At 65.0% G+C, this 19,820-nt stretch carries 16 protein-coding genes; 7 read left to right on the forward strand and 9 right to left on the reverse strand.

Going from position 1 to position 19,820, the window contains the following annotated elements:
- Window positions 1–124: 124 nt before the first annotated feature.
- From D6B98_RS32595 to D6B98_RS32605, 3 genes are all read left to right on the forward strand, one after another.
- Window positions 125–895 (forward strand): enoyl-CoA hydratase, encoded by a 771-nt coding sequence (locus tag D6B98_RS32595; protein ID WP_126261124.1) that lies wholly within the window; start codon window positions 125–127, stop codon window positions 893–895.
- 256 nt (window positions 896–1,151) lie between these two features.
- Window positions 1,152–2,348, forward strand: coding sequence for an acetyl-CoA C-acyltransferase (locus D6B98_RS32600; protein ID WP_126261125.1), 1,197 nt, complete (start codon window positions 1,152–1,154; stop codon window positions 2,346–2,348).
- A gap of 115 nt (window positions 2,349–2,463) precedes the next feature.
- Window positions 2,464–3,753: an MFS transporter gene (locus D6B98_RS32605; RefSeq protein WP_126261126.1), complete on the forward strand. Its 1,290-nt coding sequence runs from the start codon at window positions 2,464–2,466 to the stop codon at window positions 3,751–3,753.
- Between the two features lie 402 nt (window positions 3,754–4,155).
- Here D6B98_RS32605 and D6B98_RS32610 read toward each other — a convergent pair whose 3' ends face one another.
- The 6 genes from D6B98_RS32610 to D6B98_RS32635 all read right to left on the reverse strand — a co-directional run bounded on the left by D6B98_RS32610 (window position 4,156) and on the right by D6B98_RS32635 (window position 9,406).
- Window positions 4,156–4,902 (reverse strand): CoA-transferase, encoded by a 747-nt coding sequence (locus D6B98_RS32610; RefSeq protein ID WP_126261127.1) that lies wholly within the window; start codon window positions 4,900–4,902, stop codon window positions 4,156–4,158.
- Window positions 4,899–5,705, reverse strand: coding sequence for a CoA transferase subunit A (locus D6B98_RS32615; protein WP_164719023.1), 807 nt, complete (start codon window positions 5,703–5,705; stop codon window positions 4,899–4,901). Before D6B98_RS32615 ends, D6B98_RS32610 begins: the two co-directional genes overlap by 4 nt.
- A 114-nt stretch (window positions 5,706–5,819) precedes the next feature.
- Window positions 5,820–6,395: a peroxidase-related enzyme gene (locus D6B98_RS32620; protein ID WP_126261128.1), complete on the reverse strand. Its 576-nt coding sequence runs from the start codon at window positions 6,393–6,395 to the stop codon at window positions 5,820–5,822.
- Between the two features lie 363 nt (window positions 6,396–6,758).
- Window positions 6,759–7,418: a TadE/TadG family type IV pilus assembly protein gene (locus D6B98_RS32625; protein ID WP_126261234.1), complete on the reverse strand. Its 660-nt coding sequence runs from the start codon at window positions 7,416–7,418 to the stop codon at window positions 6,759–6,761.
- 8 nt (window positions 7,419–7,426) lie between these two features.
- A complete protein-coding gene (locus D6B98_RS32630; protein ID WP_126261129.1) occupies window positions 7,427–7,975 on the reverse strand; it encodes a TadE/TadG family type IV pilus assembly protein in 549 nt (182 codons plus the stop codon).
- 9 nt (window positions 7,976–7,984) lie between these two features.
- A complete protein-coding gene (locus D6B98_RS32635; protein ID WP_126261130.1) occupies window positions 7,985–9,406 on the reverse strand; it encodes a TadE/TadG family type IV pilus assembly protein in 1,422 nt (473 codons plus the stop codon).
- A gap of 469 nt (window positions 9,407–9,875) precedes the next feature.
- Here D6B98_RS32635 and D6B98_RS32640 point away from each other — a divergent pair, with 469 nt between their 5' ends.
- Complete coding sequence (locus D6B98_RS32640) at window positions 9,876–11,351, forward strand: FAD-binding oxidoreductase (RefSeq protein WP_126261131.1); 1,476 nt, start codon at window positions 9,876–9,878, stop codon at window positions 11,349–11,351.
- Between the two features lie 120 nt (window positions 11,352–11,471).
- Here D6B98_RS32640 and D6B98_RS32645 read toward each other — a convergent pair whose 3' ends face one another.
- The 3 genes from D6B98_RS32645 to D6B98_RS32655 all read right to left on the reverse strand — a co-directional run bounded on the left by D6B98_RS32645 (window position 11,472) and on the right by D6B98_RS32655 (window position 15,858).
- Window positions 11,472–13,169 (reverse strand): GMC family oxidoreductase, encoded by a 1,698-nt coding sequence (locus D6B98_RS32645; protein ID WP_126261132.1) that lies wholly within the window; start codon window positions 13,167–13,169, stop codon window positions 11,472–11,474.
- A gap of 225 nt (window positions 13,170–13,394) precedes the next feature.
- Window positions 13,395–14,954, reverse strand: a complete 1,560-nt coding sequence (locus D6B98_RS32650; protein ID WP_126261133.1) for an acyl-CoA carboxylase subunit beta — start codon at window positions 14,952–14,954, stop codon at window positions 13,395–13,397.
- The gene (locus D6B98_RS32655; protein WP_126261134.1) at window positions 14,884–15,858 is read right to left on the reverse strand and encodes an IclR family transcriptional regulator; all 975 of its coding nucleotides are present in this window, start codon (window positions 15,856–15,858) and stop codon (window positions 14,884–14,886) included. Before D6B98_RS32655 ends, D6B98_RS32650 begins: the two co-directional genes overlap by 71 nt.
- 94 nt (window positions 15,859–15,952) lie before the next feature.
- Between D6B98_RS32655 and D6B98_RS32660 the strand changes: the two genes are divergently transcribed.
- The 3 genes from D6B98_RS32660 to D6B98_RS32675 all read left to right on the forward strand — a co-directional run bounded on the left by D6B98_RS32660 (window position 15,953) and on the right by D6B98_RS32675 (window position 19,816).
- A complete protein-coding gene (locus tag D6B98_RS32660; protein WP_126261135.1) occupies window positions 15,953–16,174 on the forward strand; it encodes an acyl-CoA carboxylase biotin carboxyl carrier protein subunit in 222 nt (73 codons plus the stop codon).
- Window positions 16,175–16,339: 165 nt separating this feature from the next.
- On the forward strand, window positions 16,340–17,506 hold the full coding sequence (locus tag D6B98_RS32665) for a TAXI family TRAP transporter solute-binding subunit (RefSeq protein WP_126261136.1): 1,167 nt from the start codon (window positions 16,340–16,342) through the stop codon (window positions 17,504–17,506).
- A 237-nt stretch (window positions 17,507–17,743) separates the two neighbouring features.
- Complete coding sequence (locus D6B98_RS32675) at window positions 17,744–19,816, forward strand: TRAP transporter permease (RefSeq protein WP_126261137.1); 2,073 nt, start codon at window positions 17,744–17,746, stop codon at window positions 19,814–19,816.
- The last annotated feature ends 4 nt before the right edge of the window (window positions 19,817–19,820 follow it).

The raw sequence follows: 19,820 nt of genomic DNA on the forward strand, positions 1-19,820 counted from the left end.
GTCATACTATGTCGCGGGACTTCGCCCTGGCAACTGCCGGCTTGACAAGCCGGGGATTTCGGCCCGGAAGTGACATCGCCCCCTGCGCCTCGTGCGCACCCACCAAGCCGATCGAGATCTCACGATGGAAATGCTCAACACCCATTGCGGCGTGACGCGCGATGCGCGCGGCGTCGTCCATGTCGCGATCTGCAACGCCGGCCCGCTCAACATTCTCGGCTCGAAGGTCACCGACGCCGTGCGCGAGGGCTTGCAGCAGCTCAGTTCCGACCGCAGCATCCGCGTCGCGGTGCTGCGCGGCCAGAGCGAGAGGAGCATGATCGGCGGCGCCGACATCAAGGAGATGGCCAAGCTCGACCAGGCATCGGCCGAGGCCTTCATCAGCCGCCTGCGCGATCTCTGCGAGGCCGTGCGCGCCTTTCCCGCCCCGGTCATCGCTCGGATGCCCGGCTGGTGCCTCGGCGGCGGGCTGGAAGTAGCGGCGGCTTGCGACTTCCGGATCGCGGCGCATGACGCACATTTCGGTATGCCGGAGGTGCGGGTCGGTATCCCCTCGGTGATCCACGCCGCGCTGCTGCCGCGCCTGATCGGGTGGGCTCGCGCGCGCTGGCTGGTGATGACGGCGGAGAATATCGACGCAGCCACCGCGCTGGCCTGGGGACTGGTCGACAAGGTCGCGCCGGAGGGCGGGCTCGATGCCGAGGTCGAGCAACTCGTGAAGGCGTTGCTCGCATGCGGCCCCGAAGCGCTGCGCTCGCAGAAGGCGCTGCTGCGGCAATGGGAGGAGCTGCCGCTGACGGAATCGGTGAATCTGAGCGTGAAGGTGTTCGGAGAGTCGTTCCTGACCGACGAGCCGACGCGGCTGATGGGCGCCTTCGTGAACCGGAAGCGGTAGGAGCGCCAAAGACGGTGTCATGCCCCGCGAAGGCGGGGCATCCAGTACGCTGCGGCGCAGGTTGCAAGGGCGAGTTCGCCTAACGCAGGCCTCTGGGATACTGGATCGCCCGCCTTCGCGGGCGATGACAGCGAGGGGCTGAACGACCAAATCTCATCCTCATCACGACATTTTCTCATCCCGGCCGCGGTTGCATTTCCTGCGTTGCATCATATGATGCTTATCATCTTTCCAATTATCGCCAGGGAGTTCCGTCATGGCCGAAGCTGCCGATCCCGTCGTCATTGTCTCCGCCGCCCGCACCCCGCTCGGCCGCTTCATGGGCGAATTGTCGCCGCTTGCCGCGCACAAGCTCGGCTCGCACGTGATCGGGGCCGCACTCGAGCGCGCCAGGCTCGCGCCGGAGAAGGTCGACGAGGTCTTCATGGGCTGCGTGCTGCCGGCCGGACAAGGCCAGGCGCCGGCACGGCAGGCGGCACGCAGCGCCGGTTTGCCCGACGCCACCGGCGCCACCACCGTCAACAAGGTCTGCGGCTCCGGCATGAAGGCGACCATGCTGGCGCACGACATCATCCGCGCCGGTTCGGCCGAGATCGTCGTCTCCGGCGGCATGGAGAGCATGAGCAACGCGCCGTATCTGCTGGCCAAGGCGCGCGGCGGCTATCGCGTCGGCCATGACCGCATCATCGACCACATGATGATGGACGGGCTGGAGGATGCCTATGAGAGCGGCCGCTCGATGGGCGATTTCGGCGAGGCGACGGCAGAGGCCTACCAGTTCACCCGCAAGGACCAGGACGCCTATGCGATGGAGACGCTCACCCGCGCCCGCAAGGCGGTCGAGGGCGGCGCGTTCAAGGCCGAGATCGCGCCGATCACGCTGACCGAGAAGGCGGGTCCCCGCGTGATCGCCAATGACGAGCATCCGTTGAAGGTCGACCCCGCCAAGATCCCGGGCCTCAAGCCGGCATTCCGTGCCAACGGCACCATCACGCCGGCGGCCTCCTCCGCCAATGCCGATGGCGCGGCGGCGCTGGTGCTGACGAAGCGCTCGCTCGCCGATCGGAACGGCCTGCCGGTTCTCGCCGAGATCAAGGGCCATGCCACCCACAGCCAGGAGCCGCAATGGTTCACCACGGCGCCGATCCCGGCGATCCGCAAGCTGCTGGACAAGGTCGGCTGGGCTGCCTCCGATGTCGACCTGTTCGAGATCAACGAGGCCTTCGCCGTGGTGGCGATGGCGGCGCAGCGCGATCTCGGCATTCCCCGCGACAAGCTGAACGTCAACGGCGGCGCCTGCGCGCTCGGCCACCCCATCGGCGCCACCGGCGCGCGGTTGATCGTGACGCTGCTGCATGCGCTCGAGGCGCAGAACCTCAAGCGCGGTGTCGCCGCGCTGTGCATCGGCGGCGGTGAAGCCACGGCAATCGCCGTCGAGCGGCTGGCCCACTGACGTCTCAATGTCCGAAATTGAGGGAAGTATGACATTTTAGACTTCCCTCGTCTGTGCCATAGATTACAACGAGATGCGGGTCCTTCTGGGGCTCGACAACCATGATTGAGGCCTGATGATCTCGAACTGGCTCGCGGCGGCACTGTCCCGCCGCGACATCCATTACGGTTGGGTGATGGTCGGCGTGACCTTCCTTGCCGCGCTGATCAGCGCCGGCACGGTCGGCGCGCCCGGCGTGTTCATCGTGCCGCTGCAGAAGGAATTCGGCTGGAGCACGGCGGAAATCTCCTCGGCGCTGTCGATCCGCTTCATCCTGTTCGGACTGATGGCGCCGTTCGCGGCCGCCCTGCTCAACCGCTATGGCCTGCGCAACGTCACGCTGGCCGCGCAGCTGATCGTGGTCTCGGCGCTCGTAGCCTCGCTCGGCATGACCGAGGTCTGGCAGCTCATCGCGCTGTGGGGCGTCGTGATCGGCATCGGCACCGGCATGACCGCCCTGGTGCTGGGCGCGACGATCGCGACGCGCTGGTTCGCGGCAAGGCGCGGCCTCGTGGTCGGCATCATGACCGCGAGCGTCGCCACCGGCCAGCTCGTGTTCCTGCCGCTGCTTGCAAGCCTCACCGAACGTTACGGCTGGCGGCTCGCGCTCGGCTTCGTCTGCATCATGCTCGGCGTCTCCGCACTGGCCGTCTTGCTCGCAATGCGCGACCGGCCGAGCGATGTCGGCCTGCGCCCGTTCGGCGACGAAGGCACCGACCCCCTGCCCGCGCCGCCCGTCAGCCACGGCTCGATCACGGCGGTGGCGCTCGGCACGCTGGCCGACGCCTCGAAGTCGACCGCGTTCTGGATCCTGTTTGGGACCTTCTTCGTCTGCGGTGCCTCGACCAACGGTCTCGTCCAGGTGCACCTGATTCCGATGTGCCTCGATTTCGGCATCCCGCAGGTGCAGGCGGCGAGCCTGCTCGCCGCGATGGGCATCTTCGACTTCTTCGGCACCATCATGTCGGGCTGGCTGTCGGACCGCTACGACAACCGCTATCTGCTGTTCTGGTATTACGGCCTGCGCGGGCTCTCGCTGATCTTCCTGCCCTTCAGCGATTTCTCGTTCTATGGCCTCTCCGTCTTCGCGATGTTCTACGGGCTCGACTGGATCGCGACCGTGCCGCCCACGGTGCGGCTCACCGCGCAGAAATTCGGGCCCGAGCGCGCCAATCTGGTGTTCGGCTGGATCTTCGCCGGCCATCAGCTCGGCGCCGGCGCCGCGGCGTTCGGGGCAGGTTTCTCGCGAACGGTCTATCAGAGCTACCTGCCCGCCTTCTTCATCGCCGGCGCGCTCTGCGTGTTCGCCGCGCTGATCGTGCTGGCGCTGTCGCGGCAACCGAAGCCGCAGGCGGCGATGGCGTAAGGCGCACAAGGATGCCTCCCCGGTGCGACGTGCACCGGCAGGACAGAGGGCTCGCAACTCTCTCCTCCTGACCATTGCGAGCGCAGCGAAGCAATCCAGGACTGGTACCGCGGAGAGATTCTGGATTGCTTCGCTGCGCTCGCAATGACGGAGCAAGTTGCATTGTCTCAGAACCTGATGAGCACTGCTCTTGCAGACGCGGCTCTTGCAGGCACGCTTTCGCGTTCTCGCGGCTCATTTCGCCCGAGCTTCAGGCGGGCTCCTCAGGATGAGGATCGCCTGCGCGACTACAGTTTCAACGAGCGCCGATGCCGATTAGCCTCGTCCTGAGGAGGCGCGGAAGCGCCGTCTCGAAGGACGGGGCGTGCGCGCAGGCTGCCGCAGCGGGCCATGAGCTCTTCCCTACGCCGGACCCGGCATGTTGCCTGCGAACTGCGGATAGCACTCGCGCAGCTCCTCGCGGATCCGGCCCCGGATCAAGGCCAGTGTCGCCTCGTCCGGCGACGGCGTCGTGACCTCACATTGCTCGTTGTCGTACGCAAAGCCCGTCGTGCCGCGAATGTCGCGCCAATCATACCCTGGATGCGTGCTCTCGAGGCGAAAGCGTCCCGCCTCGCGCTTGAAGGAAAACAACGCCGCATTGGTCAGCAGCGCATGCGGGCCGCCGCGCCGATAGACCGTCTCGTCGGTGACGCCAGGCGCAGACACGAAGTCGACGCGCTCGACCAGGGAGCGCAGGCTGTGCTCTTCCCGGAACAGGATGACTCGCGGAACGAGGAAATAAAGGTAGGCGGAGCCGAAAGAGCCGGGCCATCTGACCGGATTGTTCGGATAGTCGCCGGTGCCGACCAGATTGACGTTGCCCTGGCCGTCGATCTGGCCGCCGCCGAGAAAGAAGGCGTCCAAACGTCCCTGCGCCGCGCAATCGAACAGCTCCTCGGCACCGCCGGTGAACGAATTATGCTTGACCGACCCGAGGATCGAGACCTGCACGCGCTCCAGTCCGTCACGCTCGTTGAGCGCGCGCAACAGCATCGCTCCCGCCGCCGGCATCGGCGAGGATTGACCGACCGCAACATGCCGCACGCCCTTCAGCAGCCGCGAGATCGTGTAGATCATCAACTCACGGCTGGTGCACGGCTCGCTCATGCCGCGCTCCTCGAACCCCGGATGTAGGCCTGGAAGCCTTCCGGCGAGCGCGCCGCGCGCGCGTATTTCTCGACCTCCTGCCCGTCCCTGGGATATTCGGCGTAGAGCCCGGTGGGCCACCCGCCGTTCTTCAGCTGCGCCACCGCGCTCACGTAGATCGCGGGCAGGACGCCGGCGGCCATGCTCTCGTCTTCGAGCAGCGAGACCTCGGAAATGCGCTCGACGGTCACGAAGGCCTGCTTCGACGCGTGCGCCAGCAACATCACCTCGCGCCGGCGCCCCAGCCCAACGTTGCCGAACCGGTCCGCTTCAGGCGCATGAAACAAGGCGATGTCGGGCTGGATCGCCGAGACCACCACGATCTTCTCACCGTCGTCGAACGGATTGGACATCACCTTCCAGTCGTCCCGTTTCTTCAGGACGTCACTGCCGATGATGCCGCGGATCGGCATGAACGGAACGCCCTTCTCGGCGGCCGTGAGCCCAGCGAACACCGCCGGACAGGTCGCGTCGCGAAGGCGAATGGATCCGTCGCGGACAGCCCGGCTGAAACACGGCGCGCCGCCCGCCTCGCCGAGACTGACGGCGCTGGTCTCCAGCGTCGCCACGGCACCGGCGCCGATGAGCATATCGACCTGCATGCCGCCAATCGGCGCACAGACCACGTGCAGATCGCGAATGCCGCGATCGATCAGCAACCGAACCAGTCCCGGGGCCGCAGCATAGTCGTCCGGTGCGAGACCAAGCTTGCACCCCGACGGTATCATCTCCGCCATCTTCTGCGGCGTTACAAAGTCCGTCATCTCTTCACACCTCCCATCGATTTCCAATCATGCCGACGACCGAACGGGGTCGATTTCGCGATCGGTCCGCAGCATCGGATCCTGTGCCCCCCGATCGCGACCATACGGCCCCAGTCAGCCGCGCCCCATGCTGTAAAATTCCGCGTTCGGACGCATGCTGGTGACGTTGGCAAGCCGGTTGGAGAGGCCGAAGAAGGCCGTGATCGCGGCAATGTCCCAGACGTCCTCTTCCGTAAACCCGTGCGATTTCAGCGTGGCGAAATCGGATTCGGAAACCTTGTAGGCCTCCGTCGAGACGCGGACGGCGAAGTCGAGCATCGCCTTCTGCCGATCCGTGATATCGGCCTTGCGGTAATTGACCGCGACCTGATCGGCGATCAACGGATCCTTGGCGCGGATGCGCAGGATCGCGCCGTGCGCGATGACGCAATATTGGCATTGATTGAGATTGCTGGTCGCAACCACGATCATTTCCCGCTCGGCCTTGGTGAGGTTGCCCGGCTTGTCCATGAGCGCATCGTGGTAGGCGAAGAACGCGCGAAACTCGTCCGGCCGGTGCGCGAGCACGAGGAAGACGTTCGGAATGAAGCCGGACTTCTCCTGGACGGCCAGGATACGGGCGCGAATGTCGTCTGGCAGGTCGGCGAGATCAGGGACAGGAAAGCGACTGATGGCAGGTGCCTGGGTCATGGCCTGAATATCCTTGGGGCTTCCTTGGGGCTATTCTACGGGACTCCCCCTCGCCTTCTTCATGTCCTTGGGCCCGGGTCATTGCAAGAAATCCACGGGGTGAATGCGTCGAGCGCGTCGGGGCGTCGTTCCCCGCAATCAATGCCCGCTTCGATGCCGTAAGGCAATGCGGGTTGCTGTAGACCAGCCCCGCGCGCAGGTGACGGTCCGCTCAGGATGAGGCGACGCAGCATCCGGGTTCGTCGAGACCTGTGCCGCGCACCCGGTTCTCATCCTCAGGGCCCGCCGGCGGCCGGCGTCTCGAAGGATGGGCGCAGGCAAGACCCGCTCCAATATGCAATAGCCCTGTCCGCTCGCGCGAGACTAACAGGTCTTCTGCTGCAAATGCTGGACGCAGGTGCAGGTGGTCACCCCCGCTCCATATTTCACGTCGTAATAGGGAAAGCTAGAGGAGCCGCCCGGGCCGTTGGTCGAGCAGCGCGGGAACAGGTAATAGCTGTCGGACAGCTTGACGGTGCCCGCGATGGTGAAGCCGAGATTGGGCGTGTAGTCGTAGGACACCTCGCTCAGGATGAGGGAGATGTTGGCATTGGTGGTGCCGCCTGGCGCGGTGAAGGACGACAAGGTCATGGAGGAGCCCTTCGTTCTCGCGGCCGACGCGTTGGTCGACCTGCTCCATTGCACCGTCGCATTGCCGCTGCTGTCGGTCGAGACTTCCGAGACGGTGATCGTCATCAAGGACGTGCCGCCGTTCGTGATGGGATATGGCGCCATGATGGCACTCGCAGCCGCGAGAATGCCGTCCATTTGGGTCGTGCTGACGGCCGTGTTCTGCGTGATCATGTCGGCAACACTGTGCGCGGTCGCGCTGACCTTGACGTTCATGGAGAGCGCGTTGCCGAGCTCGACGCCGCCGACATAGAGCAACAGCATGAACGGCGTCACGATGGCGAACTCGGTCGCTGCAACGGCGCGGACATCGGTCAACAGGTGACGGGCGCGAGACGACAGGGCGGAGATCATCAGGTGGCTCATGGCTCGTTCTGGAACGCGGCGGACGACATGATCAGCCGGTTGCCGTTGCTGAGGTTCGAGAGGTTGAAACCGAGCGGACCGAGGACGACCGGCCACTCGTACATGATGCGGAGCACGACGATATCGCCGGGCTGGCCGGGGTTGTATTGCCAGACATTGGAGACCTTGCCCGAGCCGTCATAGGTCAGGGTCGGCATCCCCGTGTTCGCGGACGTCCACGAGGTCGCCACCTGCAGGTCGACCATCAGGCCGCTGCAGTTGAACAGGATCAAGATCTGGTCGCAGACCTTCTGCTTGAAGACGGCCTGGGTCATATTCGCTGACTGGACCTGTCCGGTCATGACGAGGCGCGCCGACTGGCGCACGATGGATTCGAGCGTCTGCTGGGCGAAGAAGACCAGAAAGGTCTGGATCAGCGCAATGACGAGGGCGAGGAACGGCGCAGCGACGAGCGCGAACTCGACCGCCGTGGCGCCCCTGCTATCCCGCGCGAAAGCGGCGCAGCGATCGCGGCGTCTCCTCATTGTGGCGGCGGATCCGGACATGGCCTCTTCCTACTGCACGAGGCTTGCCGTGCTGGACGCAACCTTGATGAACAGGTCCGTCAGCGCCTGGTTGATGTCGCCGCCATTCTGAACGTTCGCGTACAGGCCTGGAGACGCACAGGACTTCAGCCGTTGTGCGATCGTGCCCGTCGACGAGGTCGGGTTGTTGAACTGCGCGATCCGGCTGTTGTACCAGCCGTCGCTCGGCAGTTGCAGATACTCGGTGTAGAGGATCGCGATACGGATGTTCCGCTTCTTGATGGTATCGCATATTGCCGTGTTGAGCGGCTGCTGGCATCGCAAAGTCGTCGAGTTGGCCTGCGGAAGCGGGTAGGTCGCATTGGGATCGCAGCTGCCCCCCGTCTTCGGAATCAGCTTGTCCTCGACGCCGTCGGTGACAAGGAAGACCACTTCCTGGGGCGTCCCGGCCGCGGTACCGTCGCCGGGATTGGGCATAATCGCATTGAGGTCCGTCAGCCCCTTCGAGATGTCGGTGCCGTAGTCGGTCGTGTAGATGCAGGCGCCCTTGCTGTCGACAACGGGGCAGTTCTGATGGTCGACCTTCAGGAGCTGAATGTTGCCGATCTTCGTGCCAGCGGTGGTCGGGGTGGTCAGCGTCTGGATCGTGTTCAGGGCGTAGTCGAAAGTGTAGATGGCAGCCTGATAGGTCGTGTTGTTGATCGCCGACATGCACTGCATGACGCCGCCCGAGGTGCCCGATTGCGGGCAGGACCACGGCCCGACCATCAATTGCTTGACGGCATTGGTCACGAGATCGATCCGCAGCGTGATGTTGTTCGCACGCGCGACCGTGAGATTGTCCTTGTTCGTCGCGCTGGGGCTTGCGTTGTTGGGGCGCGCCTCGTGGCAGGCGAATGCGCAATTCCTCGCGTAAGAGGGCTGGCTCTTCGTGGCGAGAACCATGTTGTCGATGTCTTTCTGGGTGGCCGCCAGCGCCATCGACGGGGAATCATCCAGCAACAGGTAGAAATTCATGTTCGGGGCGCTGGACGCCTTCGCCGTCGCCGAACCCGCCACCTTCCAGGTCTGCTTGCCGAGAACGCCGGGGAAATTGTTGACGGACTCCGCAGCGTAGGACACCGTGATGGTCCGCGACAAACCGACATCCGTGACCGTGACCGTCGGCGTCGGCACGGCGGCGAGCCCAGGAAGATTGGCCTTCGCAGCAAAGACGGCAGCCGCCGTGTTCTCGATGGTGGTCTTGTTGGTCTGCGTCAGCATCGCGGGCCGCACGGCTGCGATCGCGGCCGCATCGGCGGCTGCGTTCAATTGCTCGCGCTTGCGCAAGGCCAGCGTGTAGTCGAGCGTCATGCCCAGGAGAAAGATGATAGGAACCATCGTCAGCGCGAAGATGATGGCGACGTTGGCCTTCCGGTCTGTCGCGAAACAGAGCATTGCGCGGCGGAGCATGTCGTTCATCCTGGCCGCCGTCGTTGCGGCAGCGGTCCTTTCCCTGAGATCGACGGAAGAGGCCGCCGGGTTTGGATCCCGGCGCTCGCCCATCACGGGCGGAATATGGCGATGGCTCTCTTAATCAACGCTTACGGGGAATCCGCAAACAGCGGCCGAAGCGGTTCGAGATGTCTCAGATCGAGATGGCATCATTAACGTCGCTTGAATCCGATCGCAGAGATTGGCGGTAATCCCAAAGCATCCCAGTAAAAATACCGGAGGAGACGTGACATGCGCGGGCCGACGGAGCGCGTCGGTCGCTGGAAATCCGAAGGCCAATCCCATGCCCCCGGCCGGCGCAAGCCTGCCCGCCTGGACATCCGGGTGAGAGGCATATTTTGCCGTTAGACTCCACGGCGCAAACGTGGACAATGCTCCGAAGCACGCCACGTGCGCAGTGCACATCAAGATGCGCCAGGGGAAACAAATGCCGGTTGCCGGTCCGTCGTCCGAACCCATCATTCCAACCGTTCCGCTCACCGCCCAGATGCGCGATTCGCTGCGCGCGATCGTGGGCGAGAAGGGCCTTATCGAGGACGAGCACGGCAAGCAGCCCTTCGTGACGGATTGGCGCGGATTGCTGGTTGGAGGTGCCGGCGCCGTGGTTCGTCCCGGCAGCACCGAGGAAGTGGCGCAGGTGGTCAGGCTCTGCCATCAGCACGGGATCGCGATCGTGCCGCAGGGCGGAAACACCGGCCTGATGGGCGGCGCCACGCCCTGGCCCGCGCACACGGGAATCGTGCTGTCGCTTGGCCGCATGAACCGCGTGCTGGACATCGATGCCACGGGATACACGATGACGGTCGAGGCCGGCTGCGTGCTGCAGACCCTGCAGGAGACGGCGGCAAGGCACGACAGGTTCCTGCCCCTCAGCCTCGGCGCCCAGGGCTCGTGCATGATCGGCGGCAATCTGTCGACCAACGCCGGCGGCGTGCAGGTGCTCCGCTACGGCAATGCCCGCAATCTCGTGCTCGGACTCGAGGTCGTGCTGGCGAGCGGCGAGGTCTGGGACGGCTTGCGCGCGCTCAAGAAGGACAATACGGGCTACGACCTCAAGCACCTCTTCATGGGCGCCGAAGGAACGCTCGGCATCATCACCAAGGCCGTGCTCAAGCTGTGGCCAGCGCCCAAGGACGTCTGCACGGCGTGGCTGGCGATCCGGGATCCGCGCGCGGCGCTGGAGATCCTGTCGGAAGCCCACAGCGCGTCCGAGGACAATGTCGGCTCCTGCGAGCTGATGAGCCGCGCCGCGGTCGACATGGTGCTCCGCCACATTCCCGGCACGCAGGATCCGCTCAGAGCGGACACGCCATGGTACCTGCTGCTGGAATGGTCGTCGGCGCGGGCACGGCAGGACGGGACCGCGGGCATCGCCGAGAAGATGGAGCAGTTTCTCGCCGATCAACTCGAGGCCGGACGCGTGCTCGACGCGGTCATCGCCCAGACCGGGCATCAATCGCACAACATGTGGCGCATTCGGGAGAGCGTCGCAGAGGCCTCGCGCGCCGAGGGGCCGGGGCTCAGCTACGACGTCTCGGTGGCGATCTCGAGGATTCCGGAGTTCATCGATCTCGGGCTCGAGGCCGTGCTCGACATTCTCCCGACCATCCGGCCCTATCCTTTGGGTCACATCGGCGACGGCAATCTGCACTTCTCGTTCATGGCGCCGCTGGGCATGGACCAGCAGACGCTGACGCAATACAAGGCCGCCATCACGCGGGCCGTGAACGACCTCGTCACCTCCATGGACGGCTCGATCTCGGCCGAGCACGGCATCGGCATCGACAAGCTGGACGAGCTCAGCCACTACCGCTCGAAGACCGAGCTCGACATCATGCGCACCATCAAGCGCGCGCTCGATCCGCAGAACATCATGAATCCCGGCAAGGTGCTGCGGCTTTGACCCGAGAGGGCGTAGGATGGGTAGAGCGCTTGCGAAGCCCATCACAGCTTTTCGGCCGGAGAGATCGCGATGGGTTTCGCTGCGCTCTACCCATCCTACAGCCTCTGCCGGTGAGAGGCGCTACTGCAGGATCGCAGCCGCGATCTTCTCCGCCGACATCAACACCGGAAAATTGGTGTTGGCGCACGGTACCACCGGGAAGATCGAGGCGTCGACGACGCGCAGGCCCTGGATGCCCTTGACGCGGCCCTGGTTGTCGACCACCGCCATCGGATCATCAGTGCGGCCCATGCGGCATGAACAGGAGGCGTGCCACACGCCGATGGTGGCCTTGCGCACGAAGGCCTCCAGCGCCTCGTCGTCGTTCATGACCTGATCGAAGGTGAAGCCTTCGACCACGAAATTGTCGATCATGTAATGGCGCAGCGCTGCCGGTCCGTCCATCAGGGCCGCGGCGATCCTGGTCAGAATCCTGTTCCTGGTATTGACCACGCCGATCTTGCGCACCTTGTCGGTGTAGGCGGCCGGAAACGGCTTGTCCGTCACCTTCCTGACGATGTCGCTCATCTGAATGGCCGCCATCTTCCGGAAGCCGCTCATCAGGCGATCGAGATCGCGCCGGTCGGACAGCAGATTGAACTCGACGATCGGCTCCGCGGAGGGATCGCGCGAGGCAAGCCTGACCTGTCCGGTCTCCGAATAGGTCTTGTTGACGAAGGTCAGGAGCGAGCCGATCTGCTCGCCGACCGCGTGCCAGGCCGACTTCGAGAGCAGGACGACGAACATGTCGCCCTTCGGCACGCCTGCAAGGCCCGAGGAATAGCGCAGGCCCAGCTGCATGTGGCGCCTTGTATGCTCGTTCATGCGCGCGCCGCGGCGAACGAAGGACGACAGCGAGATCGAGGGATGATCCATTAGGCGCTGGCCGACGCCCGGCAGTCCCATCAGCACGGGAATGCCGATATCCTTGAGGTGGCCGACCGGCCCGATGCCGGCGCGCAGGAGATGCGCCGGCGAATGGATGGCGCCGCTGGAGAGGATGATCTCGCGTCCCCGGAATTCCTGCTCGCGTCCGTCGACGACGGCCTTCACGCCAACGCATTGCGTGCCTTCGAACAGCAGCTCGCGCACCTGAGTATTGGTGGAGATGGTGAGATTGGCGCGCTTGCGGGTGTCGCGATCGAGATAACCCATGGCGGCCGAGACGCGCTGCTCGCCCTGGTTGGAATGCGTCACCGGGAAAAAGCCGTCGACGAACTCGCCGTTCTGGTCCGCCAGGAACTGATGGCCGGCCTGCTGGAAGGCTTCGGCAAACGCCTGGGAATGCTTGGTCCAGTGCTCCCTGGGGATGCGGCGAACCGGGATCTTGCCGTCCTTGCCGTGGTAGGGACCGTCGAAATCGAGGTCGCGCTCGACCTTCTTGAAGAAGGGCAGCACCTCGTTCCACGTCCACCCTTCGGCGCCGCGCGCGTCCCATTCGTCGTAATCGGTCGGTGCGCCGCGATTGGCCATCTGGCCGTTGATCGAGGAACCGCCGCCGAGCACGCGCGCCTGCTCGTATTTGCGCAAGGGAGGCCGCGCCTCGTTCGGATTGTTGTGGCTGACGACCTGGGTCGTGACCTTGAGCTCGGTCCAGTGGAAGCGCGGATCGAAATAGGCGGTGCCCGGATAGCTGTCGCGAATTTCAGCCGGCTCGTTGCCGGGCGGTGTGTCCTGTCCGGCCTCGCACAGCAGGACCCTGTTGGCGCTTCTGGCCGAGAGCCGGTGCGCCAGCACGGACCCCGCCGAGCCGCCGCCGACGATAATGAAGTCGTACACGATTGGCGTTTCCTGCTGTTTTTGTTGGAGGAGCTTAGCGCGGGACTACGACGCGATGGAAGCTTGATTGCATCGCCATCAACCCGTCATCCTGAGGCGCTCGCGCAGCGAGCCTCGAAGGATGCACGGCCCCGATGCAGCCGGGCCGTCGTCCTTCGAGGCTCGTCCTGCGTTGCAGGACGAGCGCCTCAGGATGACGGTGATGGAGTTGTGCTTCAGCCGCGTCTAAGGCCTGATCGAAAAGTTCTCCGGCGGCCCCGGCTTGCGCAGCGGCTCCGCGAGGCGCGCGAACTCGCACAGCAGCGAGCGCGTCTTGCGGGGATCGATGATCTCCTCGACCCAGAATTTCTCGGCCGAGCGGAACGGCGAGCGCAGCTTGTTGAGACGCTGCTGGATCTCCTCCAGCTTCGCCGCCTTGTCCTCAGCCGCATCGATGTCGGCGCGATAAGCGGCCTCGATGCCCCCTTCTAGCGGCAACGAGCCCCAATAGGCCGACGGCCAGGCGTAGCGGATCGAGAAGCGGTCGGCCGGCTGATGCACGACCCCCGCAACGCCGAACGCGTTGCGCAGGATCACGGTGCACCAGGGCACGGTGGTCTGGTTCACCGCGGCCATGGCGCGGACGCCGTGGCGGATGGTCGCCGCCTTCTCGGCATCGAGCCCGATCATGAAGCCGGGGCAGTCCATGAGGTAGACGATCGGCAGGTGGAAGGTCTCGGCGAAGTCGACCCAGCGCACCACCTTCTGGCAGGCGTCCGCCGTCCAGGAGCCGCCATAGTGGAAGCTGTCGCTGGCCAGCACCATGACCGCCCTGCCCTCGAGCCGGGCCAGGCCGACGATGATGGGCTTGCCGAAATTCCTGGCAACCTCGAAGAACGAGCCCTTGTCCACGACGGACTCGATGATCGGCCGTATCTTGTAGACCTGCTTGCGGTTGCGCGGCACCGCGTTCATCAGCGCTTCGTCGCCGCGCTCCGGATTGTCGGTGCAGGGCAAGGTCGGCGGCAGCTCGTAGACCGATGACGGCAGGTAGGACAGGAAACGCCGCGCGCAGGCGAACGCCTCTTCCTCGGTATCGACGGCATGGTCGATTGCGCCGGCGCGGGTCTGGATGTCGGCGCCGCCGAGCTCCTCCTTCGAGAGGTCCTGCCCCAGCGCCTTCACCACCGGCGGCCCCGCGACGAACATCGCGGACTTCCTGGTCATGATGGAATAGTGGCTGGCGGCAAGGCGCGCGGCTCCCAGGCCAGCCACCGAGCCGAGGCCGAGCGCGACCACCGGCACGTACGACAGGTTCTCCGTCGTGAAGCGGTACCAGCGCGTGCCGCCGATGCCGCCCGGCAGGTTGGCCGCGCCTTTGGTCTCGATGGTCTTGACCGAGCCGCCGCCGCCCGAGCCCTCGATGATGCGGACGATCGGCAGGCGCAAGTCGTGCGCCATCTCCTCGGCCATCAACGGCTTTGCTGAAATGGACGCATCAGCCGAACCGCCGCGGACCGTGAAATCGTCGCCGACCACGACCAATGTACGCCCGTCGACGCGGGCGCGGCCGAACACGCAGTTCGCCGGCGTCAATTTCTGCAATTCGCCGCTGGCATCGTACTCGCCGATGCCGGAGACGGCGCCGATCTCGTGAAAGCTGCCCTTGTCGGTCAGCTTGTCGATGCGCTCCCGAACAGTCAGCCGGCCCTGGTCATGCTGTCGCTTGACCTTGTCAACGCCGCCCATCTCCCGCGCGAAGGCTTCGCGCCGGGCGAGCTCGTCGAGTTCCGGCTTCCAGTTCATTCACTCCCTCCGAACGGATCGGCTTGTTATTGTTGTGCACGGCCATCGCGACCGGTTTACGCGCGATGCGGTTGTTGAAGACGTCACCCTCCGCTCCCTCGAGCAGGCCGCCGAGCGAACGCCCGAGCTCGAGCATCAATGGCGCGACTTCGGCATGCAGCCGCTCCTCGTCATACATCGCCGAGAGCAGGCCGATCGTGATGACCACGAAGGTCTGGTATTGCGGCGACCATATCGGCAGCGCGAGACCATTGATGTGCGGGCTCCACAGGCCGCAGGCCACGACATAGCCGCGCTCGCGCAGCATCTGCCGGTTGGCTTCGATGCGCGGCTTCAGGATCTTCGCCGCCTCGGGAGCTTCCCGCTCCATCTCCGCAATGAAGGCATCGCCGACCTCCGGCGCCAGCGCCGCGGTGTAGGCCGCGCCCGCGGCGGTGGAGGCCATCGCGATGCGGCTGCCGGTGCCCTCGTGCAGGCCGAGTGCGGTCGCCGAGCGCGCGAACAGGAGATAGACGAGATGGAATCGATCCGGAACGACGAAGCCGACCGTTCCCGGCAATTGCTCGGCGACGTCCTGCAGCCGCTGGCGAATCATAGTGCGCAGCTGCGCGCCCTTCATCATCGTGGCGCTCATCGCGACCGCGCTCGGGCCGATGCGATATTTCTGATCGCGCGGCAGATAGACCAGTTGTCCCATCCGCGTCAGCGTGTGCGTGAGCCGCGACACCGTCGAGCGCGGCAGGCCGCAGCGATTTGAAATCTCGAGATTGCCGAGCCTGGCCTCGTGGCCCTCGAAGCATCGCAACACGTCGAACGCGCGCGAGACCACCTGGATGACATCTCCCTCACCGGCATCGCCAGCGTGCACACCTTGCCTACTCAACCGCTCCGATCGTCGTCCCATGTTCCCTACCGTATGTTCCGCTGTGCGGAATTAAATTCCGCTTGCAGACGACGCTACCTCAGGCATTTTGCGGCGACAACAAAAAGGCGATGGCATGCCAGAAATTAAGATCGTCACCGAAATCGCGGGACGCATCTGCGCAACTCCCGTGCAAGTTGGAGGAACCGTCGCGGATGGCGATGACGTTGTGGTGGTCGAAGCCATGAAGATGGAGATACCGGTGTCCTCGCCCGCAAGCGGCACGATCACGTCTCTGCTGGTGAAACTCGACGACGTCGTCGCGGAGGGTCAGGCGATCGCGATCGTCGCGTGCTGAGTGTTCTGTCCGGAGTTTGCGCGACAATCTGTCAGCCTCATTCCCGCATGCGCGGTACGGCGTTGCCATCGCTCGATCGCGGTGACATGATCTGTTGCAACAAAACGTTGTTTCAAACAAAGAACGAAAATCTTCGCGGCAAAGCGAGGATCATGGGAGGGAAACATGCTTCGTGGGCTGCTCGTGCTCGCGCCTGCCTTGGTGGCAGGCATTTCTTTTGCGTCTACACGCTACTCGTTCGCCGAAGACATCAAGCTGCCGGCGACGCTGGCCTTCACCGCCTATGACACCGGCACCGCCGGCTTCAACATCGCGGTCGGCGTCGGCAAGATGATGAAGGACAAGTACGGCACCGACGTGCGCGTGCTCCCCGCCGGCAACGACGTCGCCCGCCTTGCGCCGCTGCGCGCCAAGCGCGCGGTGTCCTCGGCGATGGGGTCTGGCACCTATTTCGCGCAGGAAGGCGTGTTCGAGTTCGGCGCCAAGGAATGGGGCCCGCAACCGCTTCAGACCCTGCTCTCGACCGTCGACTGCAATTGCGCCTCGCTTGCGGTGGCCGCCGACACCGGCGTGAAGGAGCTGAAGGACCTCAAGGGCAAGCGCGTCGGCTTCGTTGTCGGCTCGCCCGCGCTGAACCAGAACTCGCTGGCGGTGCTCGCCTTCGCCGGGCTGACCAAGAACGACGTCAAGGCCGTCGAATTCGCCAGCTACGGGGCGATGTGGAAGGGCCTGATCAACAACGACGTCGATGCCGCCTTCGGCACCACCATCACCGGCCCCGCCAAGGAAGCCGAGACCTCGCCGCGCGGCCTGATCTGGCCGCCGCTGCCCGCCAAGGACAAGGAAGGCTGGGCGCGGATGCAGAAGGTCGGCTCGTTCTTCTTCCCGCAGGTCGCAACTTGCGGCGCCGGCATCTCGCCGGAGAAACCGGTCGAGCTCGGCAATTACCCCTACCCGATCTTCGTCGCCTACGCCTCGCAGCCGGCCGATCAGGTCTATGCGATGACCAAGGCCATGATCGTGAATTACGACGCCTACAAGGATTCCGCGCCCGGCGCCGGCGGCCTCGCCGCCGATCGCCAGACCAAGAACTGGGTGGTGCCGGTACATCCCGGCGCGGTGAAGGCGCTGAAGGAGGCCGGGCAATGGAGCGATGTGCAGGAGGCGCACAACAACAAGCTGATCAAGCGGCAAGAGGTGCTCGGCGCGGCGTGGACGGATTACGGCAAGTCCAATCCGCCGGCGGACGACAAGGCGTTTCTCGAGGGCTGGATGAAGGCCCGCGCGGCGGCGCTTGCGAAAGCCGGCATGCCGAACGGGTTCGAGGAATAGAGCGAATGGACCCACGCTTGGCGCCAAGAGGGAAGTGCGCTCCCTCCCCCGCTTGCGGGGGAGGGTTGGGGAGAGGGTGTTTCCATGGTGGGACTCCCCAAGAGGCGAAAGCCCTCACCCGGCGCTGCGCGCCGACCTCTCCCGCAAGCGGGAGAGGTTGAGCCCGTGGCGCGGGCGATTCAAACAACTGTCATTCGATTAATCTGCTTTCAGTAGCCCACGCGCAGGGTCCACCTCATGTCCTCCTCCACCACCACCGCCCCGCAAGACGAGGCCAAGCGGGTCGTGTTCGACGATCCGCATGGCGCCGCCGCCAACATGCAGGAAGCGGAGGTCACGCGTGTGCGTACGCTGCGCGGCGCCTGGCGCTGGCTGCTGGTGGCCGCGACCGCGGCGACCATCCTGCTGTGCATCAACCAGCAATTCTCGCTGCGATTCTTCGTCGGCTATACCCAGCTCAACACGGAATATTTCTACCTCCTGATCGCGTTGATGCTGCCGTTCACCTTCCTGATCTTCCCGGGCACCGAGCGCGCGCCGCTCGACCGGATTCCCTGGTATGACCTTGTCCTGTTCGTCGCGACCTTCGCCGCCGCGCTGCTGCTGATGTCGAACGTCCGCAAGGCGGCGGAGGCCGGCTGGGAATTCGGCGGCGCGCCGAACAACGTGATCGCCGCGGGCCTCGTGATGTGGGTGATGCTGATGGAGGCGCTGCGCCGCACCGGGGGCTGGAGCCTGCTGCTGAGCGTGCTGCCCTTCACCGTCTATCCGCTGTTCGCCGAGGCCGGCTGGCTCGGACCGTTCCGCGGCACGCAATCGACGATCGAACAGGCGACCGCCTATCACGTGCTGTCGGGCGAGAGCCTGCTTGGCATCCCGATCCAGGCCTTTGCCGACACCGTGATCGGCTTTTTGGTGTTCGGCACCGCGCTGATGATGACCGGTGCCGGAAAGTTCTTCATCAACCTCTCTTTCGCGCTGTGCGGCACCTTCCGCGGCGGTGCGGCCAAGGTCTGCATCTTCGCCAGCGGCCTGCTCGGCATGATGTCGGGCTCGATCATCTCCAACGTGCTCACCGCCGGCACCATGACCATCCCGGTGATGAAGAAGAGCGGCTTCCGCGCCTCCTATGCGGCAGCTATCGAGGCCTGTGCCTCGACCGGCGCGGTGCTGGCACCGCCGGTGATGGGCGCCACCGCGTTCGTGATCGCGCAGTTCCTCAACGTCAGCTACGCCGATGTCGCCCTCGCCGCGATCATTCCGGCCGTGCTCTATTACGCCGGCCTGTTCATGCAGGTCGACGCCTACGCCGCGCGCCACAAGCTGAAGGGCATTCCGCGCGCCGAGCTGCCGCGCGTCATGGATACGATCAAGGACGGCTGGTACTACGTCTTCGTCATCGCGCTCTTGATCGTGATGCTGCTCTACTTCAAGCGCGAGAGCCATGCGCCGTTCTACGCCACCGCGCTGCTGCTCGTGCTCAACCAGTTCTTCTCCAAGGACACGCGCTGGACGCTTGCGACCATCGGCAAATTCCTCGAGGTCAACGGCCGCACCTTCGTCGAGCTCGTCGGCATCCTCGCCGGCTGCGGCCTGCTGATCGGCGCCTTCTCGATGACCGGCGTGGTGTCGAGCCTCGCCAACGACCTCTTGCATATCGCCGGCGACAATCCCTTCCTGCTGCTGGCGATGTGCGCCCTCACCAGCCTTATCCTCGGCCTCGGGCTGACGACGACGGCCTGCTACATCTTCCTCGCCATCCTGGTCGCGCCCGCGCTGGAGAAGCTCGGGCTCAACCGCATGGCGGTGCACATGTTCATCTTCTATTGGGGCATGCTGTCGTCGATCACCCCGCCGGTCGCGATCGCGTCCTTCGCCGCCGCCGGCATTGCCGGCTCGCCGGCGATGAAGACCGGCTGGGAATCGATGTGGGTCGGCAGCATCATCTATTTCCTGCCGTTCTTCTTCGTGCTCAATCCGGCGCTGGTGCTGCAGGGGCCGAGCCCGTATCTCGCCGGCTTCGGCCTGATGGGGCTCGCGGCGTTCGGTACGCTGTTCATCTGCGGCGGCATTCAGGGCTACCAGCCTTTCGTCGGGGACTTGCGCGGCGCCGGCGTGCTGGAATGGCCGCTCCGCGTGCTGCTGGTGATCGGCGGCTTCGTGGTGGCCACGCCCGGCGGCGGCATCATGCCGCTGTCGCAGCTGCAGGTGACGCTGCTCGGCCTTGGGATCCTCCTGCCGACGATCTTGATCGCGCTTCTGCTGAGCCGACGCCCGCCCGCGATGCCGGACGGGTTGCGCGTCCCCTGATTGC

Source organism: Bradyrhizobium sp. LVM 105, assembly GCF_003957705.1.
Taxonomy (GTDB): domain Bacteria; phylum Pseudomonadota; class Alphaproteobacteria; order Rhizobiales; family Xanthobacteraceae; genus Bradyrhizobium; species Bradyrhizobium frederickii.